The sequence below is a fragment of the Enterobacter sp. PI-10 genome, from assembly GCF_027947695.1.
GTDB classification, from domain to species: Bacteria; Pseudomonadota; Gammaproteobacteria; order Enterobacterales; family Enterobacteriaceae; genus Enterobacter; species Enterobacter vonholyi.
In genome coordinates this window covers 362,330-385,075 of sequence record NZ_JAJNOG010000001.1, presented here as the reverse complement: position 1 = coordinate 385,075, position 22,746 = coordinate 362,330, and the positions used below count along the sequence as shown (strand labels likewise).

The following is a 22,746-nucleotide window of genomic DNA, read 5'->3' as shown; positions in this document are numbered from 1 at the left end:
TAACAAGGTGAATCAAGCATTGTTGAAAAAAACATCACAATAATTGCGGTGGCGCAAACCGACGATTAAGAAGAACGGGTAATTGCTGACGCGCAAGCGCAATTCTCTCTGGTTTTATCTCCGCAACCAGCAAGTCCGGGGCTTCAGCGGCGGCGGCTATCGTCACCCCCAGCGGATCAACCACCCTGCTTTGCCCGATGTTTTTCGTGCCACATTCTCCTGCGGCAACGACATAGCAGGTGGTATCCAGCGCGCGTGCCGCAAGCAGCGTTGCCCAGTGGTGCTCTTTTAACGGCCCTTTGACCCACGCGGCAGGCAGCACCAGCACGTCCGCACCCTGCAGCGCCAGATGCAGCGCCAGCTCGGGAAAACGCAGGTCATAGCAGGTCATCAGCCCGATCCTGAATCCGTCAATCTCCAGCAGCGGTGGGATATTGTCTCCGGGGTCAACGAGCCTCGACTCCTGGATGCTGAACGCGTCATAGAGATGAAGCTTGGCGTAATGTGCGACTATGGCCCCGTCACGAATCGCCACCAGCGTATTCACTGCGCGACCCGGCGTGGAGGGGACATGGATCGTTAAGATTGTTGTCATCGTATTGCCCGCGCTCTGGGCGAGCAAATGTTGTAAAAATTCGCCGTCCAGCGGCTGCGCGGACTTCACGGATAAATCCGGGTCATTATCATCCCTGGCCAGCAGCGCCTCGGGGAGAACCAGCAGCGACGCCCCTTTCTGCCCGGCCTGCTTCATCAGGTTGACGCACGTGAGCGCATTTTTATGCCACTCAGGCGTGACCACAAACTGCCCTACCGCAACATACATATTTGTCCCCTTATCATAAACGGCGTTAAACTCGCTTCTCTTACACATCAAATAGCAGGTATTTAGCGTGTTACAACTACTTTTAGCCGTTTTTATTGGTGGGGGAACGGGTAGCGTTGCGCGGTGGTTTCTGAGTATGCGGTTTAATCCCCTGCATCAGGCGATTCCCATGGGGACGCTTGCCGCTAACCTGATTGGTGCTTTTATCATTGGCATGGGGCTGGCCTGGTTTAACCGAATGACGCATATCGACCCAATGTGGAAGGTATTGATTACCACCGGATTTTGCGGCGGTTTGACCACCTTCTCAACCTTTTCTGCGGAGACAGTTTTTCTCTTTCAGGAAGGCCGTATCGGCTGGGCGCTGATGAATATGGCGATCAATATGCTCGGCTCTTTTGCGATGACGGGGATCGCATTTTGGCTATTTTCTTCCGCAAGCGCGCATTAACAGCCGAACCGTTAATGTTGGCTTAATTTTTCTCTGTCACTCTGAATGCAGTACTGAACGAGGGTGACAGAATGAAACAGAGTCTGATGAGCGCAGGAATGGTGTTATTGAGCGTGCTGATCGTTGCCAGCTTCCTGAAAATGTATCTGCTTGGCTGATTCAACACGAAAAAAACCCGCTCGTTGAGCGGGTTTTGAAATTCTTGCTGACGCGTCTGAATTACAGAGCGATTACGTTAGCAGCAGAAGGGCCTTTGGCACCGTTAGTGATTTCGAACTCTACACGCTGACCTTCAGCCAGAGTTTTGAAACCATTAGACTGGATTGCAGAGAAGTGTACGAACACGTCTTTGCTGCCATCTTCAGGAGTAATGAAACCGAATCCTTTGGACTCATTAAACCACTTAACGTTACCTTTAATCTTAGACATCAAAATTACCTTTACATTAAAAAACGACACAAATGCTGTGTCGGTTATCAGTACATCAATTGTGGGACCTTTTGTCCAGCGGATCTTTGATAAAAAGTGACTAAAGTCGCGTTAATTTTCACTGACAGATTTTTATCGCTTATGAATCAACGTCTGCGCGTTTTTTTCACCAGCATGTAACGTTTTATCAGTTAAAACTGAAAACGCATCCAGGCGAAGTAAACGTTACCGTTGTTGTACGTACCCGGAATGTAGGTCATCTGGAACGTTGCGGGGCCATAGCCAATAGAGGCCAAAGGCAGCAGCACTGGGATCGGGATGTAGTTCCAGTTGTCACGTGCAGTGACCCCGGCGGTATAGCCCAAACCGACGTGGAAGTTTTCGTCCGCTAGCGGGCGCCAGGTTTTCTCCCAACCATAACCCCCAATAGGCTCCCATTTATTAAACGAGTCTTTGAAGGCCATCAGATAGATGCCATGCCAGTTTCCCTTTTCATCCCAGCGCGACTGACCAAAACCCGCCCCCCATGGACGCTCGTTGTATTTATCGGTTTTCTCTTTGTCATAAGCAAACCGCGCATGCCACGTTATTGCCGGAACATAGAGATCATAATGTTCAGGTGCAGTCCATGTCTGGGAAACATTATCCGTAAAGGTTGAGAACCAGCCTTTATCCGCCTCTTTGCCTTCTGCCTGTGCAACAGTAGAAAACGTTAACTGCCCAAAAATAAACAACAAAATAGAGAAAAATGTATTACGTACGATCACAATGCAATTACCATTCTTAGTATTCGAGGCAAAGTTTACCATAAAGTAGTTGAATCAAGTCTTAACGACATCGGCGTTATTCCTAATTATTCGGCCTCTTTCCGGGAATATTCTTAAAGAAAGCATGCAGCACGCTCAAATAAACCCATTCGGAGTGTGGGTTTATGCTTTAACCTTCTTAATCAGTGACATGCAAAACCACACAAAGCATTAACAATTTGTTATCATTATTGGGACATGTTGCGCTATTTCTGACGGTCAAGGGCCTCATGACATAAATGTATGAACCATGGCAAAAACACGGTTGTTCTGTTCTCTAGTCGTCTGTTTATTGATTTTAATCAGCAAGAACAGGCCAATTATTCGGCACATTTTCATCCTTCTTTTTTTATTGATTTTTTGTGCTCCATTGCAGCAGAGATACAGGGGAAATCATGCTTACGCTATTCGAACTCCTTATTGGAGTCGTCGTCATTGTCGGCGTCGCACGCTACATCATTAAAGGCTACTCGGCCACGGGCGTATTATTTGTTGGCGGTTTAACACTGCTGATTATCAGCGCAATAATGGGGCATCAGGTGTTACCTGCCAGCGCGACCAGCACCGGTTACAGCGCTACAGATATTGTTGAATACATTAAAATATTGCTCATGAGCCGCGGCGGCGATCTGGGCATGATGATCATGATGCTGTGTGGTTTTGCGGCCTATATGACCCACATCGGCGCTAACGATATGGTCGTTAAGCTAGCCTCCAAACCCCTGCAATACATCAATTCGCCATATCTGCTGATGGTCGCGGCCTATTTCCTCGCCTGCCTGATGTCGCTGGCCGTTTCGTCGGCTACCGGACTTGGCGTACTGCTGATGGCCACGCTGTTCCCGGTTATGGTGAACGTGGGCATCAGCCGTGGTGCGGCAGCGGCAATTTGTGCGTCTCCTGCGGCCATTATTCTTTCCCCAACATCCGGCGACGTTGTGCTGGCGGCAAAGGCGGCGGAGATGTCACTCATCGACTTCGCCTTTAAAACCACGTTACCGATCTCAATCGTTGCCATAGTGGGCATGGGGATCGCGCATTTCTTCTGGCAACGCTATCTCGACAAGAAAGAAAACATCAGCCATGAAATGATGGATGTGAGTGAAATCACCACCACCGCTCCCGCGCTCTATGCCATTCTGCCGTTCACTCCGATCGTCGGAGTGCTGATTTTTGACGGCAAATGGGGTCCACAGCTGCACATCATCACCATTCTGGTTATCTGTATGCTGCTTGCCGCCGCGCTGGAGTTTGTGCGCGGTTTTAACACGCAAAAGGTCTTCTCGGGTCTGGAAGTAGCGTATCGCGGTATGGCGGATGCCTTCGCTGGCGTGGTGATGCTGCTGGTTGCAGCGGGCGTTTTTGCCCAGGGTCTGAGCACGATCGGCTTTATCCAGAGCCTGATCTCTATCGCCACCTCGTTCGGCTCGGCCAGTATTATCCTGATGCTGGTTCTGGTGGTGCTGACCATGCTGGCGGCGATGACCACCGGTTCCGGCAATGCCCCTTTCTACGCTTTCGTTGAGATGATCCCGAAGCTGGCTCACTCTTCCGGTATTAACCCGGCCTATCTCTCCATTCCTATGCTGCAGGCGTCAAACCTGGGCCGTACCATTTCACCGGTGTCGGGCGTGGTCGTTGCCGTTGCCGGAATGGCGAAAATCTCGCCATTCGAAGTCGTCAAGCGCACCTCAGTACCCGTTCTGGTTGGTCTGATTATCGTGATTATCGCCACGGAAGTGCTGGTTCCCGGCGCGGCCTAAGCTAAATTACTGATATCCAAAAAGCGCCTGCGGGCGCTTTTTGTGCTTTAATAACTTCCAGAAATTAATCGTGCTCATTCGATCAGGAAATCATATGTTCAGGAAGGATATCGTCGTCCCGTCTGGCGCAATGGCGCTTGCTCTCTGTATCTTCTCCGCACAGGCGGAACCGCTGAAGGCAACACAGTACGGCGATTTCGATCGCTATGTGTTGGCTCTGTCCTGGCAAACCGGGTTTTGCCAGAGCATGGTCGAACGCAACCGCAATGAACCTGACGAATGTCGCCTGCAAAAAGAGCGTGATAATAAAGCCGATTTTCTGACCGTTCACGGACTATGGCCCGGCCTGCCAAAATCCATCGCCGCACGCGGGGTGGATGAGCGTCGATGGATGCGTTTTGGCTGCGCCACGCGCCCCATTCCAAACATGCCGGAAGTGAAGGCCAGCCGCAAATGCGATGCCGCCGAAACCGGGCTGTCGCTTTCCGCTGCCGCAAAGCTCAACGACGTGATGCCGGGTGCAGGCGGTAATTCCTGCCTGGAACGCTACGAATACGCCAAACATGGCGTCTGCTTTGGTTTCGATCCGGATGCCTATTTCGGCACGATGGTGCGAATGAACCAGGAAGTTAAAAACAGTGCGGTCGGTAAATTCCTTGCCGATAACTACGGAAAACCCGTCAATCGCAGCGACTTTGACAGTGCCGTTGCCAAAAGCTGGGGCAGGGAGAACATCAAAGCGATCAAGCTGACATGCAACGGCAACCCGGCGTATCTGACCGAGATGCAGATTTCGCTGAAGGCTGACACTATCAACAACCCGCTTTCTGCAGCGTCATTTGCGCCGCAGCCACATCCAGGTAACTGCGGAAATCAATTCGTGATTGATAAAGCAGGTTACTGACCCACAGTCGGGCGCACCATATCAAACCGGTTTTCGTCACTGATGCCATAATACGCCGTCGGCCCACCTGCACGCAGGATGGGCTGCGCTTTCGCCGTCTGGTATATCCCCTCTTCCAGCAGCGTTTCGGCAATATGGATACCGACCACCTCCCCCAACACCAGCCAGGTATCGACCGGTGTGCCGTCGGCACCGGTAAGCTGAATGCACTGCGACAGGCGGCACTCAAAGTTCACCGGGCTTTCTGCGACGCGGGGCGCGTTAACCAGTTGACTTGCCGCTGGCGTGAGCCCGGCAAAGCTAAATTCATCCCGATCGTGCGGAAGCACTGCAGAGGTTTGATTCATCGCGTGCGCGAGATCGCGCGTTGCCAGGTTCCAGACAAATTCCTTTGTTTCGGTAATATTACGCACGCTGTCCTTCCAGCCGTTGCTGGAAAAGCCGATGATCGGCGGGCGATAGTTAAAGCAGTTAAAGAAGCTATACGGCGCGAGATTGAGCTGACCGGCCTTATCGCAGGAGGAGATCCAGCCAATCGGACGTGGACCAATAATGGCGTTTAGCGGGTCATGCGGCAGGCCGTGCCCCTGGGACGGTTGATAGAAGTACATAGCGCTCTCTCGTTGGCGGGCAACGCCCGGATTCAGGACACTCAGCGTAACGTATTCCGCCGGGAATGAAGACTGAATAAATTTCAGCGAAAATTCATATGGGCCATGAATGTGACCTTCATCACTTCAAACTTGCGCGCTCAGCCAGTATCATCGGGAGAGTTAAACCCTCGCTGCCAGACGGCGAGGGTTTTCTTTTGGATCAGTTTCTGCGTTAGACGCAGCATTAACGACATGGAGTAAAAAATGTCCAGACCTACCATTATCATCAATGAGCTCGACGCAGAACGTATCGACAGACTGCTGGAAAAAGCGGAGTTCGCCTCGCTCCCCGTGGCCGACGCCCTTAATGAGGAGCTCGACCGGGCACAGATGTGCACGCCTGAGACGATGCCGCATGACGTGGTCACTATGAACAGCCAGGTGAAATTCCGCAACCTGACCACCGGTGAAGAGTTGACCCGCACGCTGGTTTATCCGGCTCAGATGACCGACAGCAGCACACAGCTTTCTGTTCTGGCCCCTGTGGGTGCCGCACTGCTGGGGCTGCGTACGGGAGATACGATCCACTGGGAATTGCCGGGCGGCGCCTCTGCCCATCTGGAAGTACTGGCGTTGCTCTACCAGCCAGAAGCTGCGGGCGATTACCTGCGTTAAACACTTCTGAACAAGCGCCCACCCGCTTTGCACAGAGGATGCAGCCGCATCCTCTTTCCGTAAATTCACCCCATTTTCTTATATCGCGCAAAAGACCCTTAACCCACGCTTAATCTGTTTTGGTGCCGCGGGGACGGTCATGAGTGAGATACTGGCTATCACACTTATTTTTCTCATTATTGTGGCGATTATCGTCGCGGCCGTGCTTTATCTTGAACGCCACAGTTAAGCGAGAACTCATGCAACCCCACCCGGGAAAGCATTTACCAGGCCCTTAACTTTCTGCTCTGCGGCCTCGGGCGTTTCTGCACCAGGGACCAGAATCACCTTCCGGCACTCTTCCTCCCGTTTTTCGAATACCTTATAGGCGCGTTCCGCATCCGCAAGGGGAAGATAATGGGTCACGATCTCTTCCGGGGTAAGCAGCCCTTTTTCGATCAGCGGTAACAGTTCACCCAGCCATGCATGGACGTGCGTCTGGCCCATCTTAAACGTCAGCCCCTTATCGAAGGCATCGCCAAACAGGAAGCCATGAATAAACCCAGCGTACACGCCGGGTACGCTGACCACCCCACCGCGCCGTACGGCAGCAATGCACTGACGCAACGCTTTGCCGCTACTACCTTCAATTTTAAGATTGCTGAGGATCGTTTCAGTGGTGCTACCTTTCGCTTCAAACCCGACTGCATCAATCACGGCGTCAACGCCGCGATGGCCCGCGGTCTGTTCGATGATTTTTTCCGCCGCGTCGTTATCATCATCAAAGTTGATAGGGATTGCGCCGTAACGCGCCTCTGCAAATCGCAACCGGTACGGATGATGATCGATAACAAAGATCTGCTCAGCCCCCAGCAGTCGCGCGCAGGCAATGGTCAGTAGCCCCACCGGCCCGGCACCGAAAACCGCTACGCTTGAGCCTTTTTCAATCTGCGCATTTTTTGCCGCCTGCCAGGCCGTGGGCAAAATATCGGAAAGGAATAACGCTTTATCATCGGAAAGAAGCTGCGGGACTTTAAACGGCCCGACGTTGCCTTTTGGCACGCGGACATATTCCGCCTGCCCCCCCGGCACGCCGCCGTAGAGATGGCTATAGCCAAACAGCGCGGCCGGTGCGGGTATTTGCTTTTTGTTCAGCGCGGCACCCTGCCCGGCATTGGTATTCTCACAGGCCGCGTATTGCTGCAGACGACAGAAGAAACAGTCTCCGCAGGCGATGACAAAGGGGATCACCACGCGATCGCCTTTTTGCAAATTCTTCACCTCTGCGCCGCACTCGACGATTTCCCCCATAAACTCATGGCCAAAAATGTCGCCGTGCTGCACCTTCGGGATCTTTCCGCGATAAAGATGCAAATCGGAGCCGCATATAGCCGTGGCCGTAACGCGCAGAATGATATCGTCAGGCTGTTCGATGATGGGATCGGGGACATTCTCGACGCGAACATGGTGCGGACCGTGATACGTAAGTGCTTTCATGCGACCTCCGAAAGGCTTCAGGTAAGTGTATAAGGGTAGCTACACCTGAAGATCTGCCCGTGAATACGGGGCTTTTGAGATTTATCCTGGTGAGATAAGAAAACTGACGGGGCGCTTACAAAAACCATTCCTATTTTATGGTTGAATGAGTACAGCATTTATAAACAAGGAGAAACGGGTATGTATCAGAGAATTATTATGCCGGTTGATGTTTTTGAGATGGAGCTGAGCGACAAGGCCGTTCGCCATGCGGAGTTCCTGGCGCAGCAGGACGGTGTTATCCATCTTTTACACGTACTGCCAGGCTCCGCCAGCCTGAGCCTGCACCGCTTTGCCGCCGACGTGCGTCGCTTCGAAGAGCATCTGCAGCACGAGGCGGAAACGCGCCTGCAAACCATGGTCAGCCACTTCAGCATCGACCCTTCACGAATCAAAACGCACGTCAGATTCGGCAGCGTTCGCGATGCGGTAAACGAACTGGCGAACGAACTGAAGGCAGACGTGGTGGTCATCGGTTCGCGCAACCCTTCCATTACCACGCATCTGCTGGGCTCTAACGCCTCCAGCGTCATCCGCCACACCCATATACCGGTGATGGTCGTCAGATAAAAAAAGAGGCCACCTTTCGGTGGCCTCTCGCTATTGCAGGTGTAGCCTTACTTTCTTTTCTTATGCGGTTTTGGTGCGAATAAGATAGTCAAATGAACTCAGAGACGCCTTCGCCCCTTCGCCCGTGGCGATAATGATCTGTTTGTACGGCACGGTGGTGCAGTCGCCCGCCGCAAACACGCCTTTCACGCTGGTTTCACACTTCGCATCAATGATGATTTCACCCATGCGGTTGCGCTCAATCGCGCCTTCCAGCCAGGTGGTGTTTGGCAGCAGACCAATCTGCACAAAGATCCCTGACAGCTGAACGCTATGCACGTCGCCGCTCACGCGGTCGCGATATTCCAGACCGGTCACTTTGCTGCCGTCGCCCTTCACTTCCGTCGTCTGCGCGTTCAGTACGATGTCGACGTTTTTCAGGCTGCGAACTTTATCCTGAAGAACCTGGTCGGCTTTCATCTCCGGAGCGAACTCCAGAAGGGTTACGTGTTCAACAATCCCCGCCAGGTCAATGGCCGCTTCCACGCCGGAGTTACCGCCGCCGATCACCGCCACGCGTTTACCTTTGAAGAGTGGACCGTCGCAGTGCGGACAGTAGGTCACGCCTTTGGTGCGATACTGATCTTCACCCGGGACGTTCATGTTGCGCCATTTCGCACCGGTGGCAATGATAATGCTGCGGGCTTTCAGTACCGCGCCGGAGGCGGTTTCAATCTGGTGTAAACCACCCTCGACCGCTGCCGGAACCAGCTTGCTGGCGCTCTGGCTGTCGATCACGTCCACGTCATAGTCGCTGACGTGCGCCTTCAGCGCCCCCGCCAGCTTCTGGCCTTCGGTCTTCGGCACGGAGATGTAGTTTTCGATGTCCACGGTATCGAGCACCTGGCCGCCAAAGCGTTCGCCCATCAGGCCGGTACGAATACCTTTACGCGCGGAATACACCGCTGCTGCCGCGCCGGCAGGGCCGGAACCGACGATCAGCACGTCGTAGGCATCGCGTTTGTTCAGCTCTTCCGCCGCACGTTTTTCAGCACCGGTATCCACTTTGGCAACGATTTCAGTCAGCGTCATGCGGCCCTGGCCGAACTCTTTGCCGTTCATGTAGACCGCCGGAACGCCCATCACGTTGCGATCGGTGATTTCATTCTGGAAGGTACCGCCATCAATCGCCGTGTGCTTGATGCGCGGGTTCAGGACCGACATCAGGTTCAGCGCCTGCACCACGTCCGGGCAGTTGTGGCAGGAGAGTGAGTAATAGGTTTCAAACTCGAAATCGCCGTCGATATCGCGGATTTGCTCCAGAAGCGCCTGCGCTTCTTTTGACGGATGACCACCGGTCCACAACAGCGCCAGCACCAGTGAGGTAAACTCGTGACCCAGCGGAGAACCGGCAAAGCGTGGTCCCCGATCGGACCCTGGGTTGGTAATCAGGAAAGAGGGCTTACGGACCGGCAGCGCGTTGTCTTCTTTGAAGGTCACTTTCGGCGACAGCTCGGCGATCTCCGCCAGCAGTTCCTTGATCTCTGCCGATTTGGCGCTGTCGTCAAGCGTAGCAATCAGCTCAACGGGTTTGGTCAGTTTCTCAAGGTAGGCCTTGAGCTGGGTTTTCATGTTTGTGTCGAGCATTGTTCTTCCCTCTCTTAAGACGTCATCATGCAAGCTGCCTTATACGGGCGGCCTGAATGCAACTTGCATCATGGTGCTGGAATGAAATGGGCGCGGTGCGCCCATTGATTACTGAATGGGCAAAACTTAGATTTTACCAACCAGATCTAAGGATGGAGCCAGCGTTGCTTCGCCTTCTTTCCATTTTGCCGGGCACACTTCGCCTGGGTGAGAAGCCACGTACTGAGCGGCTTTCACTTTACGCAGCAGGTCAGAAGCATCACGGCCGATACCTTCAGCGGTAACTTCGATAGCCTGGATAATGCCCTGCGGATCAACAACGAAGGTGGCGCGGTCAGCCAGGCCTTCATCTTCACGCATGTTGTCGAAGTTACGGGTCAGGGCGCCAGTCGGGTCGCCGATCATCGCGTATTTGATTTTGGCGATGGTTTCAGAGCTGCTGTGCCATGCTTTGTGGGTGAAGTGGGTATCGGTAGAGACAGAGTAAACGTCTACGCCCAGCTTCTGCAGTTCTTCGTAATGGTCTGCCACGTCGCCCAGTTCAGTCGGGCAAACGAAGGTAAAGTCAGCCGGATAGAAGAAGAAGACGCTCCAGCGGCCTTCGGTATCTTTCTCGGTAACTTCGATGAACTCACCGTTTTTGAACGCCTGGTTTTTGAAAGGTTTAATTTTGGTATTAATCAAAGACATCTGTACTTCCTCCGTGTTTTCGTTGAGATGTAAGGTAACCAACTTTATTCATCGGGGCTAATGCGTATGCTTTATCAAATCAATCAGCCAAACCTTACAACGTCGACAAGACAACAAGGTGAACCTTTTACAGGAAAGCCTGAAAGTAAAAAGGCCGCCTCAACGGGCGGCCCTGATACCTGAATTCCCCGCAGGTACATTCAGTGCCAGCCGAAACTGGCGTTGCGTTGCGCTCTACAACCCTTTATATCAAGGCGGTAACAGCCGTTTGATTACACCACCCGCGCTGGGATTGAGCAATCCATAAGAGAGGCATTCCTGCCTATGGCTGTGATAGGCTATGTCGAACATCATTCCGGAGCGTTATAAATTTATTTTTATTATAAAACAATCACAATATATAAGTGACAATTGTCATTTAATACGCTCACTCCCTCCTCGAGGATAAAATTATCCTAATCGTCTTCGAAGCGCTATTTCAATAATCTGGCACCGTGATATATTAAGATGATTTTAATTTAAAACTAAGAAAGTTAACCGAACGGATTGTTAATGGTTAGCTTCAAACTATTGTTATCAGTTATATGATAACCACAGCAAACGCAGCATCTCAGGACGAAACATGGCAAACCTCTATGACCTTAAAAAATTCGATCTTAATCTGTTAGTCATTTTCGAGTGTATTTACCAACACCTTAGTATCAGTAAAGCCGCCGAGACGCTGTATATCACGCCCTCTGCCGTGAGCCAGTCACTGCAACGCCTGAGAGGACAACTTAACGATCCTCTGTTTATCCGTTCCGGAAAAGGGATCACGCCCACGACCGTCGGCGTCAATTTGCATCATCATCTGGAACAGAACCTGAACCAGCTAGAGCAGACTATCAATATCATGCACAGCAGCGGGTTGAAGAAGAATTTTGTCATTTATTGCCCACATTTTATGAGTACGAAAGCAACCCTTGCCCCTATAAAACTGCTCATGAACAACCATAACTATTCAATTGAATTACATGATATTTTTCTTTCTCCTGATTCAGCGGAAGATCTCCTGGCCTACAGAAGAGCGGACTTGATATTCTCGTATTCCTCTTCTAACAGTCATTCTGTCGCCTGTAGCCTCTACCATAAACTTCCTTTCGTTCTCGTTTGTCGGGAGGGTCATCCCCGTCTCGGTGAAAATCCTACGCGTGAAGAAATTCTGAATGAAAACTTCACCGCCTGCCTGAACGGTGAGAACAGCTTCAAAGGCTATCAGGACAAGGCCGATAACCTGTTATTCGAAAGAAATATCGTCTATCGTAGCGACTCTTTTATATCCCTTCTGTCGATGATCGGTTCATCCGATCTCATAGGTTTAGTACCCGCGCCGGCCTTCGAACAATATGGGCCCGCCCTCAACCTGCGCAAAGTGGAAACAGACATTCATTTCCCCAGCATTGATATTTACATGATGTATAATCGTTCTGCGCTCAATAGCTCGGCATTCGCCAGTTTTATTGAAGAAATATCATTACCGTGAGATATTGATGGGGCTTTCGCACCAAATGGGAAACATACTGTTAAAACATACACCACCGTTATAGAACTACGCAACATAACCGTCATATATTCAATTAATTATTGATTAATATAACCCTCTCTTTAGTATTGAAGCTACAGTCTGGTATTTATTCCTCAGGATGAGAATAAGCATGTCAATTTATAAATACCCTTTAAACCAGGATGTTCTTACTGCTGCTCGGGAGCGAATAAAATGGACTCTCGAAAATTTTCCCAGAACCTGTGTTTCTTTTTCAGGTGGAAAAGACTCCACCGTCATGCTGCATCTGGTTGCCCAACAGGCGCGACAGATGAAAGTCAAAATAGATGTGCTCTTTATTGACTGGGAGGCGCAGTTTTCCCATACCATTAACCATGTGCAACATATGCGTGAATTGTACAGCGATGTCATCGATCATTTCTGGTGGGTCGCGCTTCCCCTGACAACGCAAAATTCACTTTCGCAATTCCAGCCGGAATGGCAATGCTGGGAACCCGGTACCCAATGGGTCCGCCAGCCTCCTGACGATGCGATAACCGATCCCGCTTATTTTCCTTTCTACCAGCCTGGCATGACGTTTGAAACCTTTGTCCGCAGTTTCTGCGACTGGTTCTCTCTCAATCGCCCGGCGGCGGTACTGATTGGCATCCGCGCCGATGAGTCTTACAACCGTTTCCTGGCTATTGCATCGGCGCGTAAGCAGCGGTTTGCCGACGATAAACCCTGGACTACCGTCGCACCGGGAGGACATGCCTGGTATATCTATCCCCTCTACGACTGGAAAACCGCCGATATATGGACCTGGTTCGCCAAATCAGGTTGTTGCTATAACCCACTTTATGACCTGATGTTTCAGGCTGGCGTGCCGCTACGCTACATGCGTATTTGTGAACCCTTTGGCCCAGAACAGCGCCAGGGACTATGGCTCTACCACGTTGTTGAGCCCGATCGCTGGGCGGCCATGTGCGAGCGCGTGAGCGGTGCACGCAGCGGAGGAATGTACGCCGGACACGATAATCATTTTTATGGTCACCGAAAAATTTTGAAACCCGAACACCTCTGCTGGCGCGAATATGCCATGTTGCTCCTCGAAAGCATGCCGCAAAATACGGCTGAGCATTACCGCAATAAAATCGCCATTTATCTGCACTGGTATCAGAAGAGAGGCATGGAGGATATTCCCGATACTCAGGACGGTGATATCGGAGCCAAAGACATTCCCTCATGGCGCCGTATTTGCAAAGTTCTCCTGAATAACGACTACTGGTGCAGGGCGCTATCGTTCAGCCCGAACAAACCCAAACATTATCAGCGCTACAGCGACAGAGTGAAGGCTAAACGCAAGGAGTGGGGCATATTATGCGACAAAGACTAATCACCGAGATGGAAACGTACCTTCAGTCACTTTCAGAAGAGGACCGCATTAACGCCATAAATGCTTTTCGTGAGGCAATCCATAAACACAGTCCGTTTCGCGAGCAACCGATAGACTGCGTCCTCTGGATAAGACAGGACGCTATTACCGCTAACGATTACAATCCCAATAACGTTGCCCCCCCAGAAAAACGGCTGCTCAGTAAGTCGCTGGAACTCGATGGATTCACCCAACCTATCGTTGTGACAGAAAGTGAACCGCAACACTACGAAATCGTGGATGGTTTTCATCGCCATGAAATCGGTAAAAATCGGGCGGCGTTGAAGCGTCAGCTTAAGGGATATCTCCCCGTCACCTGCCTGCGTCGGGATCGGCAGGATAAACATAACCGTATGGCCGCCACGATTCGCCACAATCGGGCGCGGGGTCGGCATCAAATCAACGCCATGTCAGATATCGTGCGCGAACTGGCGCAGCTCGGCTGGAATGATGAGCGAATAGGCAAAGAGCTGGGCATGGACAGCGATGAGGTGCTGCGCCTCAAGCAAATCAACGGTCTGCTGGAGCTGTTTGCAGACCGCCGTTACTCAGAAGCCTGGACGGTGAAATAATCAGAGCGTGTTCAGGCGCTCTGCCGCCGCCAGCAGCGTCGATTCCTGCTTCGCAAAGCAAAGACGGATCAGCTTATGCGGGAAGGGATCGGCGCAGAACACCGACAGCGGAATGGCGGCCACGCCGACCTCTTTCGTCAGCCACTGGCAGAAACTCACGTCGTCCAGCTCCGATATCGCGCTGTAGTCGGCGAGCAGGAAATAGGTGCCTTCTGAGGGCAAAATTTCCAGACGGCTTTTGCTTAATGCCGTCACAAACAGATCCCGACGTTCACGATAGAAGTGCGGCAGCTCGCGGTAATGCGCGGGCTCAGCGAGCAGCATATCCGCCAGCGCCAGCTGGGCCGGCGTGTTCACGGCAAAGGTCAGGTACTGGTGCACCTTGCGCAGCTCAGCGCTGATAGCCGCCGGTGCGACGCAGTAGCCCACTTTCCAGCCGGTCATATGGTAAGTCTTACCGAATGACGAGACGGCGATAGCACGCTCGCGAAGCTGCGGATGGGCCAGCACGCTGGCATGCCCTTCCTCAGCAAAGCAGATGTGCTCGTAGACTTCATCGCTCAGGACGTAAATTTCCCGTTCGGCGATAGCCTGCCACAGCGCGGCAAAATCGGCTTTTTGCCACACCGTCGCCGACGGATTGTGCGGGGTATTCAGGATCACCAGGCGGGTTTTGTCGCTCAGCAGCGCAGCAAACGCCTGCCAGTCAGGGCGAAAATGCGGCGGCTGGAGCGCCACGCGTTTCACCACGCCGCCGGAGAGTTCAACCGCAGGCGCATAGCTGTCGTAGCTCGGATCAAAACAGATGACTTCATCCCCCGCGCGCACAAGTGCGGTGATGGCCGCATACAGTGCTTCGGTTGCCCCTGCCGTCACCGTGATGTCGGTGTTCGCATCGGGCTTATGGCCATACAGTTCCGCCGTTTTATCCGCAATGGCTTCCCGCAGCGCCTGCACGCCCGTCATCGGTGCATACTGATTTGCCCCCTGCGCCACGTGGTACGCGAGACGCTCCTGCAGATACGTCGGGCCATCGAAATCCGGGAACCCCTGAGAAAGGTTAATGGCGTTGTGCTTTTGCGCCAGAGCGCTCATCTGCGTAAAGATGGTGGTACCGAGATTGGGAAGTTTACTCTGCGGAATCAATGCGTTATTGCTCATTGTGTCGTGCCTGCCTGTAATACTTATGTTGCTGCCACTATAACACGATGTTAGTCTTTGGCAATCAAGACGCTTAGACGTCTAAACCATATGAATATTCCTGGCCGAGAGGGTAAAAGGAAATGAGAGATAACCTGCAACTCACGCATCTGGTCGACGCCTGCCGCTGGATTGGTGCCAAAGGCTGGGCCCCCGCCACAGGCGGCAATATGTCGGTGCGTCAGGACGAACATCTGTGCTGGCTCAGCGAATCCGGAAAGGACAAAGGCAGCCTCACCACCGATGACTTCCTGCAGGTCGAGATTGCCACCAATCGCGCCCCGTCCGGTCGTAAACCGTCGGCGGAGACCGGGCTGCACACCCTTATCTATCGTCTGTTTCCTGAAGCCAACGCCGTCCTTCACGTTCACACGGTTAACGCCACGGTGCTGTCCCGTCTGGTCAAAGAAGCCGAGCTCAACATCAGCGGCTTTGAGATGCAAAAATCCCTCACCGGGCAGACCACGCATATGGACACGGTGGCTATCCCGATCTTTGATAACGACCAGGATATGGACGCCCTCGCCTCCCGAATCGCCCATTACGCAGAGGAACGCCCGCTTAATTATGGTTTTCTTCTGCGCGGTCATGGCTTAACCTGCTGGGGCCGCGATGTGGCCGAGGCCCGCCGTCATCTGGAAGGGCTAGAATTCTTATTTGAATGCGAAATGCGTTTACGACAACTGGAGAGAATATGATTCGCGCGATTGTGACGGATATTGAAGGGACCACCAGCGATATTCGTTTTGTCCATAACGTTTTGTTCCCCTACGCGCGTGAGCGGCTGGCGGCCTTCGTGACCGCGCAGCAGTACGCCGAGCCGGTCAAATCCATTCTGGACAACCTGCGTGATGAAATCGATAACCCGCACGCCAGCGTCGGCGAACTTGTCGACGCTCTGTTTGCCTTTATGGACGAAGACCGCAAATCGACCGCGCTCAAAGCCCTGCAGGGGATCATCTGGCACGACGGCTACGTTAACGGCGATTTTACCGGACACCTCTACCCCGACGTGCTGCCTGCGCTGGAAAAGTGGAAAGCGCAAGGGATTGATCTCTATGTTTATTCCTCTGGCTCCGTCGCCGCGCAGAAACTGTTATTTGGCTACAGCGACGAAGGTGATATTACTCATCTGTTCAGCGGCTATTTTGATACCCACATCGGCGCCAAGCGCGAGGTGCAGTCTTATCAGAACATCGCGGCGCAAACGGGCATTGCCCCGTCGCAGATCCTGTTCCTGTCCGATATTCATCAGGAGCTGGATGCGGCTGAACAGGCAGGTTTTCGTACCCTGCAGCTGATTCGCGGTGATGATGACGGCGCAAGCCACCACCATCAGGTCCACCAGTTTGACGAGATTAACCCGGAGCAGATCCCTTCATGAGCGCATTGACCATTTATTCCGACAAAGACGCCAGTCAACACCAGTGGCACAGCACCGACGCCGCCGAGATTGCCCAACAGCTCAACGCGAAAGGCGTTCGGTTTGAACGCTGGGCTGCGGATCGCGATTTAGGACACGATCCCGCCCCTGAAGCCGTGATCGAGGCATATCAACATGCGATCGACAAACTGGTGGCGGAAAAAGGCTACCAGAGCTGGGACGTGATCAGCCTGCGCGCCGACAATCCGCAGAAAGATGCGCTGCGCGCGAAGTTCCTGAACGAACACACCCACGGCGAAGACGAGGTACGCTTTTTCGTGGAAGGCGCGGGGCTGTTCTGCCTGCACATTGGCGATGAGGTGTATCAGGTGCTGTGCGAGAAAAACGACCTGATCTCCGTCCCCGCGGGCACGCCGCACTGGTTTGATATGGGCTCAGAGCCGAACTTTACCGCCATTCGTATTTTCGATAACCCGGAAGGCTGGGTGGCCCAGTTTACCGGTGATGCGATTGCGGATGCGTATCCACGGTTGGCATGATCTTTTCTCCCTCTCCCTGTGGGAGAGGGTAAGGGTGAGGGCATCCGAGCGCGTTACACCTTCAATCCCTTCACATATCCCACCAGCTGATCCAGCACAATCCCCCATCCTTCGTGGAAGCCCATCTGATCATGCTGCTCGCGGATCTCCTTCGTCGGATGACGCGCAATCGCCGTATAGCGGGTTTTCCCCTCCCCGACATCTTCCAGCAATAAAATCGCCGTCATAAACGGCTTCTCGGCCGGTTTCCAGCCTTCGGTATAGCCGTCGGTAAAGACCAGCTTTTTACCGGGATCGATTTCCAGGAAGACGCCCCGGTTATCCATCCGCTGACCGTCCACCTCAAACACGGTGTTGAACCGCCCGCCCACGCGCAGGTCGAGATCGCATTCGGTCACCTTATGGGGAGCAGGAATGAAGAAGTTTTTGATGTGTTCCGGCGTAGTCCAGCAGAGCCAAAGCAGGTCGCGCGGTGCATCCACCACGCGCTCCAGTTTTAAGTCAGTTTCAGGATCGAGCGTCACGATGTTGTCCTCTTAAGGGAGCCCCTTAAAGGATAGCCGGACTCAGGCAAATTTCCCTTCCGCAACCTCTTCCGGCGTGACCACGCCCGTATCCAGCACCCAGCCGCTAATCAGCGAGGCTGGCGTAACGTCAAACGCCGGGTTGTAGACCTGCGCGTTTTCCGGCGCCCACTGAACCGCGCCAAAGCTTCCGGCGACGCCCGTCACCTCGCTGGCGGCACGCTGCTCAATCGGGATCGCGTCGCCGTTCGGGCATTCCGGGTCGAGGGTCGTTTGCGGCGCGGCCACATAGAACGGAATGCCGTGGAATTTTGCCAGCACCGCCAGGGAGTAGGTGCCGATTTTGTTCGCCACGTCGCCGTTAGCCGCAATGCGGTCTGCGCCCACCCACACGGCGTCTACCTGCCCTTTCGCCATCAGGCTGGCGGCCATGGAGTCGGTAATCAGCTGATACGGCACACCCAGCTCGCCAAGCTCCCACGCGGTCAATCTACCGCCCTGCAGCAGCGGGCGGGTTTCATCGACCCAGACGTTGCTGACGTTGCCTTCATGGTGCGCGCGAGCAATGACCCCAAGCGCCGTACCGACCCCCGCCGTTGCCAGTCCGCCGGTGTTGCAGTGGGTCAGCAGGCGGCTGCCGGGCTTCACCAGCGCGCTGCCCGCTTTCGCAATGGCATCACAGAGTCGTTTATCTTCATCAATCAGGCGCAGCGCCTCCGACACCAGCGCCGGAACATACTCTTCCTGCCACAGCGCAATCTTCATGCGGTCGAGATTGTTCATCAGGTTCACCGCCGTCGGGCGGGACGCGCGCAGGGTTTCCAGCGCAATCGCCAGCTCGTCACGGTTTTTGCCGTTTTCCGCCAGCAGCGCCAGCAGCAGGCTTGCAGAGAGACCAATCAGCGGCGCGCCGCGCACGCGCAGGGCGTGGATATGCCCAACCAGCGCCTCTACGGTCGAGGCATCCAGCCAGCGTTTCTCCTGCGGGAGGGCCTGCTGGTCGAGAATAAAGAGCTGATTATTCGCCACCCGCAGGCTGGTCGTCTGTAATGTCTGCATGTCGTTAATTCCCTGTTGCGTTGTTGTAGCACATTGTGTCAGGATGAAATCCAGATGTATAGACGTCTACATGTCTTAATTTAAAAACTCGTGAGGAGCAGGCCATGTCGCAATACCGTACCTTTACCGCTCAGGATGCCGTGGAGTATGCCAGGCAGTTTGGCGGACTTGACGATCCTTCATCGCTGGTAGAGGCGCAGGAGATTGGCGACGGCAACCTCAATCTGGTCTTTAAAATTTTCGACAGCGCGGGCGTGAGCCGCATCGTCGTTAAGCAGGCGCTACCCTACGTGCGCTGCGTCGGCGAGTCCTGGCCGCTGACGCTGGACCGCGCCCGTCTGGAGGCGCAAACCCTGGTCGAGCACTACCGGCACAGCCCGCAGCACACCGTGAAAATCCACCACTTCGATCCGGAGCTGGCGGTGATGGTGATGGAAGATCTCTCCAGCCATCGCATCTGGCGCGGCGAGCTGATCAAAAATAATTATTACCCGCTGGCGGCGCGTCAGCTGGGTGAATACCTCGCGCACGCGCTGTTCTACACCAGCGATTTCTACCTGCACCCGCACGAGAAGAAAGCGCAGGTGGCGAAATTCATCAACCCGGAGATGTGCGAGATCACCGAAGATCTGTTCTTCAACGATCCGTACCAGATCCACGAGCGCAACAGCTACCCGGCCGAGCTGGAAAATGACGTCGCGGCGCTGCGCGACGACGCCCAACTTAAAATTGCCGTGGCCTCCCTGAAGCACCGCTTCTTCTCGCACGCCGAAGCGCTCCTGCACGGCGATATTCACAGCGGGTCGATTTTTGTGGCGCACGGCAGCCTGAAGGCCATCGACGCCGAGTTTGGCTACTTTGGCCCGATTGGCTTTGACGTCGGTACCGCCATCGGCAACCTGCTGCTGAACTTCTGCGGCCTGCCGGGGCACCTGGGCATTCGCGATGCCGCCGCCGCGCGCGAGCAGCGCCTGACCGATATTCAGGAGCTGTGGAACACCTTCGCGGAACGCTTCCAGGCGCTGGCACACCAGAAAACGCGCGACGCCGCGCTCGGCGCGCCGGGTTACGCCTCTGCGTTTCTGAAAAAGGTCTGGCATGACGCCATCGGCTTCTGCGGCACCGAACTCGTTCGCCGCAGCGTCGGGCTTTCCCACGTCGCGGATATCGACACCATTCAGGACGAGGCGATGCGCCACGAATGCCTGCGCCACGCGATAACGCTCGGTAAAGCGCTGATTGCGATTGCCGACCGCATCGACAGTGCGGAAGATCTGGTGGCGCGGGTGCGGCAGTACAGTTGATTTTCTCCCTCTCCCTGCGGGAGAGGGCCGGGGTGAGGGCATCAAACTGCGCTTACCCCAAATACTCAATCACCGACAGCCCGCCGTTATAATCCGTGCTGTAGATAATTGCCTGCGCATCCACAAACACGTCACACGACTGGATCACCTGCGGGCGATTCGGGCGGGTATCCATCATTTTCTCCGGTGCCGCAGGCACCAGCGCGCCGGTTTCCACCGGACGATACGGATTGGAAATGTCATAAGCGCGCACGCCCGCGTTCTGATACGTCGCAAAAATCAGCGTCGAGCTGACGAAGCTCCCCAGCCGGTTCTCGTGCAGGTTATGCGGCCCGAAATGCGCCCCTTTCGCCACGTAGTCGGTTTCATCCGGCTGCGGGAAGGTAGAAATACTGACCGGATTCGACGGCTCGCGAATATCAAACAGCCAGATCAGCTTCTCGCCGTCTTCCTGGTTATCGAGCACCGCTTCGTCCAGCACCACCAGCAGATCGCGGTCGGACAGCGGCAGCGCGGTGTGCGTGCCGCCGCCAAACGGCGGGCTCCAGTTACGGTGGCTAATGAGCTTAGGCTGAGTGCGATCCTTCACGTCCAGCAGCGTCAGGCCGCCGTCGCGCCAGCTGCCGTACGCGGTATCGCCTGCAATAATCGCATGGTGCAGCGCGTAGCGTTTCCCTTCCGGCCAGTTAGGCTTCTCCCCTTCTGCCTGATTCATCCCCGGCAGCCACCAGCGCCCTGCCACCTCAGGCTTACGCGGGTCGGCCAGGTCGATCGTCAAAAAGATGTAGTCGGTAAAGCCGTCGATCAGCGCCGACACGTACGCCCAGCGTCCGCCGACGTACCAGATGCGGTGGATGCCGATACCGCTCAGCGACAGAAAACCGATTTCGCGCGGCTTGTCCGGCGTGGATATATCAAAAACGCGAAGCCCCGCGCTCCAGCCTTTGTCCTGCACGTCGCTGACGGTCTCGCCCACCTGCCGGGTGTAGTAGACCTTCTCGTCGGCAAAACGCGCATCGGCAAAAAGATCCCGCGCGTTAATGACCAGCAGGAGATCGTCATGCGCCTGGAGGTGCACGTTCCAGGTGCCCGGCGGTGCGGGCACGTAGCCTGCCGCTTTCGGGTTTTTCGGGTCGCGCACGTCGACAATCGAAAAGCCCTGCGACACCATATGGCCTATATAGGCGAAACCGCGATGCACCATCAGCTGCACGCCGTCCGGGCGACCACCCTGATCGCTATGGCCAATCAGCCGCATATTGCGGCTGTATTCGGGCGTAGGGAGCTCGCTCATTTATTTTTCGCTTCCAGCGTCGCAAACCACGGCGCGATAAAATCTTCCGTCTGGCCCCAGCCCGGAATGATTTTGCCCAGCGACGCCACGTTCACCGCGCCCGGCTGGGCGGTCAGCAGCGCCTGAGGAATGGCGGCTGCCTTAAAATCGTAGGTCGCTGGCGTCGCTTCCCCGGCAATCTTGTTCGCCACCAGACGCACGTTGGTCGCGCCAATCAGCTTCGGATCCACCGCCACGCTCACCTTCCACGGGCTGCCCGGCTCGCGCATCAGCTGCAGATCCTGGTTAGAGATGTCGATGCTGTAGAGCTTAATCTCGGTGCGGCCGTTCTCTTTCAGCGCCTTATACGCGCCCTGGCTGAAGGCGTCCCAGGTTCCCCAGATGGCATCGATTTTGCCTTTCGGGTATTTCGCGAGGATTGCACCCACCTTGTTGGCGGTGTCGCCCTGCACGTCGGAAGAGACCGCACCGATAGACTCCAGCTCTTTAATGTCCGGATACTGTTTTTGCAGCTCTTTATAGGCCGCCTGGCGACGCTCCATCGGCGGGAAGCCCGCCACCCACAGCTTGACGATATTGGCCTTGCCGTTGAAATCTTTCGCCAGCTGGCCGAAGGAGAGGTTCGTCAGGGAGGCATCGTCCTGCTGGGTAACGGTCACGCCCGGGATCTCGCCGTTGACGGCGGTATCAAATACCGCGACCTTAATCCCGGCGTCCACCGCCTTCTTCACCAGCGCGGTGGAGTACGGATCGCGGCCCTGAGACAGGATAATCCCGTCGTACTTCTGGCTGATGGCCTGGTTCACGAAGTCCTGGAATTTGGCGTCGTCCCCGTTGCTTAAAAAGGTGCTGACCTTAAAGCCGAGCTTCTTCCCTTCCTGAATGGCCCCGGCAATAAACTGTGTGGTGTTGTCGTCTGAGCCGAGGTTACGGATCACCGCGATGCGGATCGGGCCGTCATGGTTGGCAATGGCCGCCGGAAGCGGTGCAGGCGTGGCCGCAAAGCCAGGCAGAGCGGTGAATAACCCTAATGCCACCAAAGAGAGTGCAATCTTTTTCATTTTTTAT

General features: G+C 54.4%; 25 protein-coding genes. 13 read left to right on the top strand and 12 right to left on the bottom strand.

The window, feature by feature from the left end:
* Positions 1-34: 34 nt before the first annotated feature.
* A complete protein-coding gene (locus LRM19_RS01895) occupies positions 35-823 on the bottom strand; it encodes a deaminated glutathione amidase (RefSeq protein WP_271367131.1) in 789 nt (262 codons plus the stop codon).
* A 67-nt stretch (positions 824-890) separates the two neighbouring features.
* Here LRM19_RS01895 and crcB point away from each other — a divergent pair, with 67 nt between their 5' ends.
* Positions 891-1,274, top strand: coding sequence for a fluoride efflux transporter CrcB (gene crcB, locus LRM19_RS01890; RefSeq protein ID WP_008501029.1), 384 nt, complete (start codon positions 891-893; stop codon positions 1,272-1,274).
* A gap of 219 nt (positions 1,275-1,493) precedes the next feature.
* Here crcB and cspE read toward each other — a convergent pair whose 3' ends face one another.
* Positions 1,494-1,703, bottom strand: a complete 210-nt coding sequence (gene cspE, locus LRM19_RS01885) for a transcription antiterminator/RNA stability regulator CspE (protein WP_002439184.1) — start codon at positions 1,701-1,703, stop codon at positions 1,494-1,496.
* Between the two features lie 191 nt (positions 1,704-1,894).
* Complete coding sequence (pagP, locus tag LRM19_RS01880; protein WP_442876239.1) at positions 1,895-2,512, bottom strand: lipid IV(A) palmitoyltransferase PagP; 618 nt, start codon at positions 2,510-2,512, stop codon at positions 1,895-1,897.
* 392 nt (positions 2,513-2,904) lie between these two features.
* Here pagP and dcuC point away from each other — a divergent pair, with 392 nt between their 5' ends.
* Positions 2,905-4,272 (top strand): anaerobic C4-dicarboxylate transporter DcuC, encoded by a 1,368-nt coding sequence (gene dcuC / locus LRM19_RS01875; RefSeq protein ID WP_111964403.1) that lies wholly within the window; start codon positions 2,905-2,907, stop codon positions 4,270-4,272.
* A 130-nt stretch (positions 4,273-4,402) separates the two neighbouring features.
* A complete protein-coding gene (gene rna / locus LRM19_RS01870; protein ID WP_411800868.1) occupies positions 4,403-5,176 on the top strand; it encodes a ribonuclease I in 774 nt (257 codons plus the stop codon).
* Here rna and LRM19_RS01865 read toward each other — a convergent pair.
* Positions 5,170-5,787: a flavin reductase family protein gene (locus LRM19_RS01865; RefSeq protein WP_252092642.1), complete on the bottom strand. Its 618-nt coding sequence runs from the start codon at positions 5,785-5,787 to the stop codon at positions 5,170-5,172. The two genes, rna and LRM19_RS01865, sit on opposite strands and share 7 nt — an antisense overlap.
* A 246-nt stretch (positions 5,788-6,033) precedes the next feature.
* Between LRM19_RS01865 and rnk the strand changes: the two genes are divergently transcribed.
* Both rnk and yldA read left to right on the top strand, forming a co-directional pair.
* Positions 6,034-6,444: a nucleoside diphosphate kinase regulator gene (gene rnk, locus LRM19_RS01860; RefSeq protein ID WP_033144918.1), complete on the top strand. Its 411-nt coding sequence runs from the start codon at positions 6,034-6,036 to the stop codon at positions 6,442-6,444.
* A gap of 139 nt (positions 6,445-6,583) precedes the next feature.
* On the top strand, positions 6,584-6,673 hold the full coding sequence (gene yldA, locus LRM19_RS01855) for a small membrane protein YldA (protein WP_271367125.1): 90 nt from the start codon (positions 6,584-6,586) through the stop codon (positions 6,671-6,673).
* Positions 6,674-6,681: 8 nt separating this feature from the next.
* Here the strand turns inward: yldA and LRM19_RS01850 are convergent, their stop codons facing one another.
* Positions 6,682-7,920, bottom strand: a complete 1,239-nt coding sequence (locus LRM19_RS01850) for a zinc-dependent alcohol dehydrogenase (protein ID WP_115874484.1) — start codon at positions 7,918-7,920, stop codon at positions 6,682-6,684.
* A gap of 180 nt (positions 7,921-8,100) precedes the next feature.
* Here LRM19_RS01850 and uspG point away from each other — a divergent pair, with 180 nt between their 5' ends.
* Positions 8,101-8,529, top strand: a complete 429-nt coding sequence (gene uspG, locus LRM19_RS01845) for a universal stress protein UspG (RefSeq protein WP_023310731.1) — start codon at positions 8,101-8,103, stop codon at positions 8,527-8,529.
* Positions 8,530-8,589: 60 nt separating this feature from the next.
* Here uspG and ahpF read toward each other — a convergent pair whose 3' ends face one another.
* Both ahpF and ahpC read right to left on the bottom strand, forming a co-directional pair.
* Positions 8,590-10,155: an alkyl hydroperoxide reductase subunit F gene (gene ahpF, locus LRM19_RS01840; protein WP_047648423.1), complete on the bottom strand. Its 1,566-nt coding sequence runs from the start codon at positions 10,153-10,155 to the stop codon at positions 8,590-8,592.
* Positions 10,156-10,281: 126 nt separating this feature from the next.
* Entirely contained in the window at positions 10,282-10,845 is a 564-nt protein-coding gene (gene ahpC / locus LRM19_RS01835; RefSeq protein WP_014882974.1) for an alkyl hydroperoxide reductase subunit C, read from the bottom strand.
* A 622-nt stretch (positions 10,846-11,467) separates the two neighbouring features.
* Between ahpC and citR the strand changes: the two genes are divergently transcribed.
* The 3 genes from citR (at position 11,468) to LRM19_RS01820 (ending at position 14,374) form a co-directional block, all read left to right on the top strand.
* The gene (gene citR, locus LRM19_RS01830) at positions 11,468-12,367 is read left to right on the top strand and encodes a DNA-binding transcriptional repressor CitR (protein ID WP_271367113.1); all 900 of its coding nucleotides are present in this window, start codon (positions 11,468-11,470) and stop codon (positions 12,365-12,367) included.
* Positions 12,368-12,539: 172 nt separating this feature from the next.
* On the top strand, positions 12,540-13,763 hold the full coding sequence (locus LRM19_RS01825) for a phosphoadenosine phosphosulfate reductase (RefSeq protein ID WP_127730013.1): 1,224 nt from the start codon (positions 12,540-12,542) through the stop codon (positions 13,761-13,763).
* Positions 13,748-14,374, top strand: coding sequence for an IbrB-like domain-containing protein (locus tag LRM19_RS01820; protein WP_271367111.1), 627 nt, complete (start codon positions 13,748-13,750; stop codon positions 14,372-14,374). Before LRM19_RS01825 ends, LRM19_RS01820 begins: the two co-directional genes overlap by 16 nt.
* Here the strand turns inward: LRM19_RS01820 and LRM19_RS01815 are convergent, their stop codons facing one another.
* Positions 14,375-15,535 (bottom strand): pyridoxal phosphate-dependent aminotransferase, encoded by a 1,161-nt coding sequence (locus LRM19_RS01815; protein ID WP_115874479.1) that lies wholly within the window; start codon positions 15,533-15,535, stop codon positions 14,375-14,377.
* A gap of 122 nt (positions 15,536-15,657) precedes the next feature.
* Between LRM19_RS01815 and LRM19_RS01810 the strand changes: the two genes are divergently transcribed.
* The 3 genes from LRM19_RS01810 to LRM19_RS01800 are packed head-to-tail and all read left to right on the top strand — an operon-like array spanning position 15,658 to position 17,497.
* Positions 15,658-16,272 carry a methylthioribulose 1-phosphate dehydratase gene (locus tag LRM19_RS01810; protein WP_271367109.1) on the top strand — a complete coding sequence of 205 codons (615 nt, stop codon included), beginning with the start codon at positions 15,658-15,660 and terminating at the stop codon, positions 16,270-16,272.
* Positions 16,269-16,958, top strand: a complete 690-nt coding sequence (mtnC, locus tag LRM19_RS01805; protein ID WP_271367108.1) for an acireductone synthase — start codon at positions 16,269-16,271, stop codon at positions 16,956-16,958. Before LRM19_RS01810 ends, mtnC begins: the two co-directional genes overlap by 4 nt.
* On the top strand, positions 16,955-17,497 hold the full coding sequence (locus LRM19_RS01800; RefSeq protein ID WP_023293046.1) for a 1,2-dihydroxy-3-keto-5-methylthiopentene dioxygenase: 543 nt from the start codon (positions 16,955-16,957) through the stop codon (positions 17,495-17,497). The genes mtnC and LRM19_RS01800 overlap by 4 nt, the downstream gene beginning before the upstream one ends.
* Positions 17,498-17,550: 53 nt before the next feature.
* Here the strand turns inward: LRM19_RS01800 and LRM19_RS01795 are convergent, their stop codons facing one another.
* Both LRM19_RS01795 and mtnA read right to left on the bottom strand, forming a co-directional pair.
* Positions 17,551-18,021 (bottom strand): SRPBCC family protein, encoded by a 471-nt coding sequence (locus LRM19_RS01795; RefSeq protein WP_143344822.1) that lies wholly within the window; start codon positions 18,019-18,021, stop codon positions 17,551-17,553.
* A 42-nt stretch (positions 18,022-18,063) separates the two neighbouring features.
* The gene (mtnA, locus tag LRM19_RS01790) at positions 18,064-19,080 is read right to left on the bottom strand and encodes an S-methyl-5-thioribose-1-phosphate isomerase (protein WP_271367105.1); all 1,017 of its coding nucleotides are present in this window, start codon (positions 19,078-19,080) and stop codon (positions 18,064-18,066) included.
* 104 nt (positions 19,081-19,184) lie between these two features.
* On the opposite strand from mtnA, the gene mtnK reads away from it, so the two are divergent.
* Positions 19,185-20,384 carry an S-methyl-5-thioribose kinase gene (mtnK, locus tag LRM19_RS01785; RefSeq protein ID WP_271367104.1) on the top strand — a complete coding sequence of 400 codons (1,200 nt, stop codon included), beginning with the start codon at positions 19,185-19,187 and terminating at the stop codon, positions 20,382-20,384.
* A gap of 52 nt (positions 20,385-20,436) precedes the next feature.
* On the opposite strand, the gene LRM19_RS01780 is transcribed toward mtnK, so the two are convergent.
* Together LRM19_RS01780 and LRM19_RS01775 are read right to left on the bottom strand one after the other, a co-directional pair.
* A complete protein-coding gene (locus tag LRM19_RS01780; protein ID WP_271367102.1) occupies positions 20,437-21,678 on the bottom strand; it encodes an LVIVD repeat-containing protein in 1,242 nt (413 codons plus the stop codon).
* Positions 21,675-22,739 carry a sugar ABC transporter substrate-binding protein gene (locus LRM19_RS01775; protein WP_048026943.1) on the bottom strand — a complete coding sequence of 355 codons (1,065 nt, stop codon included), beginning with the start codon at positions 22,737-22,739 and terminating at the stop codon, positions 21,675-21,677. The genes LRM19_RS01780 and LRM19_RS01775 overlap by 4 nt, the downstream gene beginning before the upstream one ends.
* Positions 22,740-22,746 lie beyond the last annotated feature (7 nt).

What these genes read in the sequence shown, in the direction of transcription:
- LRM19_RS01895 (WP_271367131.1), bottom strand. Translation starts at nt 823, where the DNA reads ATGTATGTTGCGGTAGGGCAGTTTGTGGTCACGCCTGAGTGGCATAAA.
- cspE (WP_002439184.1), bottom strand. Translation starts at nt 1,703, where the DNA reads ATGTCTAAGATTAAAGGTAACGTTAAGTGGTTTAATGAGTCCAAAGGA.
- pagP (WP_442876239.1), bottom strand. Translation starts at nt 2,512, where the DNA reads ATGGTAAACTTTGCCTCGAATACTAAGAATGGTAATTGCATTGTGATC.
- dcuC (WP_111964403.1), top strand. Translation starts at nt 2,905, where the DNA reads ATGCTTACGCTATTCGAACTCCTTATTGGAGTCGTCGTCATTGTCGGC.
- rna (WP_411800868.1), top strand. Translation starts at nt 4,403, where the DNA reads ATGGCGCTTGCTCTCTGTATCTTCTCCGCACAGGCGGAACCGCTGAAG.
- LRM19_RS01865 (WP_252092642.1), bottom strand. Translation starts at nt 5,787, where the DNA reads ATGTACTTCTATCAACCGTCCCAGGGGCACGGCCTGCCGCATGACCCG.
- rnk (WP_033144918.1), top strand. Translation starts at nt 6,034, where the DNA reads ATGTCCAGACCTACCATTATCATCAATGAGCTCGACGCAGAACGTATC.
- yldA (WP_271367125.1), top strand. Translation starts at nt 6,584, where the DNA reads ATGAGTGAGATACTGGCTATCACACTTATTTTTCTCATTATTGTGGCG.
- LRM19_RS01850 (WP_115874484.1), bottom strand. Translation starts at nt 7,920, where the DNA reads ATGAAAGCACTTACGTATCACGGTCCGCACCATGTTCGCGTCGAGAAT.
- uspG (WP_023310731.1), top strand. Translation starts at nt 8,101, where the DNA reads ATGTATCAGAGAATTATTATGCCGGTTGATGTTTTTGAGATGGAGCTG.
- ahpF (WP_047648423.1), bottom strand. Translation starts at nt 10,155, where the DNA reads ATGCTCGACACAAACATGAAAACCCAGCTCAAGGCCTACCTTGAGAAA.
- ahpC (WP_014882974.1), bottom strand. Translation starts at nt 10,845, where the DNA reads ATGTCTTTGATTAATACCAAAATTAAACCTTTCAAAAACCAGGCGTTC.
- citR (WP_271367113.1), top strand. Translation starts at nt 11,468, where the DNA reads ATGGCAAACCTCTATGACCTTAAAAAATTCGATCTTAATCTGTTAGTC.
- LRM19_RS01825 (WP_127730013.1), top strand. Translation starts at nt 12,540, where the DNA reads ATGTCAATTTATAAATACCCTTTAAACCAGGATGTTCTTACTGCTGCT.
- LRM19_RS01820 (WP_271367111.1), top strand. Translation starts at nt 13,748, where the DNA reads ATGCGACAAAGACTAATCACCGAGATGGAAACGTACCTTCAGTCACTT.
- LRM19_RS01815 (WP_115874479.1), bottom strand. Translation starts at nt 15,535, where the DNA reads ATGAGCAATAACGCATTGATTCCGCAGAGTAAACTTCCCAATCTCGGT.
- LRM19_RS01810 (WP_271367109.1), top strand. Translation starts at nt 15,658, where the DNA reads ATGAGAGATAACCTGCAACTCACGCATCTGGTCGACGCCTGCCGCTGG.
- mtnC (WP_271367108.1), top strand. Translation starts at nt 16,269, where the DNA reads ATGATTCGCGCGATTGTGACGGATATTGAAGGGACCACCAGCGATATT.
- LRM19_RS01800 (WP_023293046.1), top strand. Translation starts at nt 16,955, where the DNA reads ATGAGCGCATTGACCATTTATTCCGACAAAGACGCCAGTCAACACCAG.
- mtnA (WP_271367105.1), bottom strand. Translation starts at nt 19,080, where the DNA reads ATGCAGACATTACAGACGACCAGCCTGCGGGTGGCGAATAATCAGCTC.
- mtnK (WP_271367104.1), top strand. Translation starts at nt 19,185, where the DNA reads ATGTCGCAATACCGTACCTTTACCGCTCAGGATGCCGTGGAGTATGCC.
- LRM19_RS01780 (WP_271367102.1), bottom strand. Translation starts at nt 21,678, where the DNA reads ATGAGCGAGCTCCCTACGCCCGAATACAGCCGCAATATGCGGCTGATT.
- LRM19_RS01775 (WP_048026943.1), bottom strand. Translation starts at nt 22,739, where the DNA reads ATGAAAAAGATTGCACTCTCTTTGGTGGCATTAGGGTTATTCACCGCT.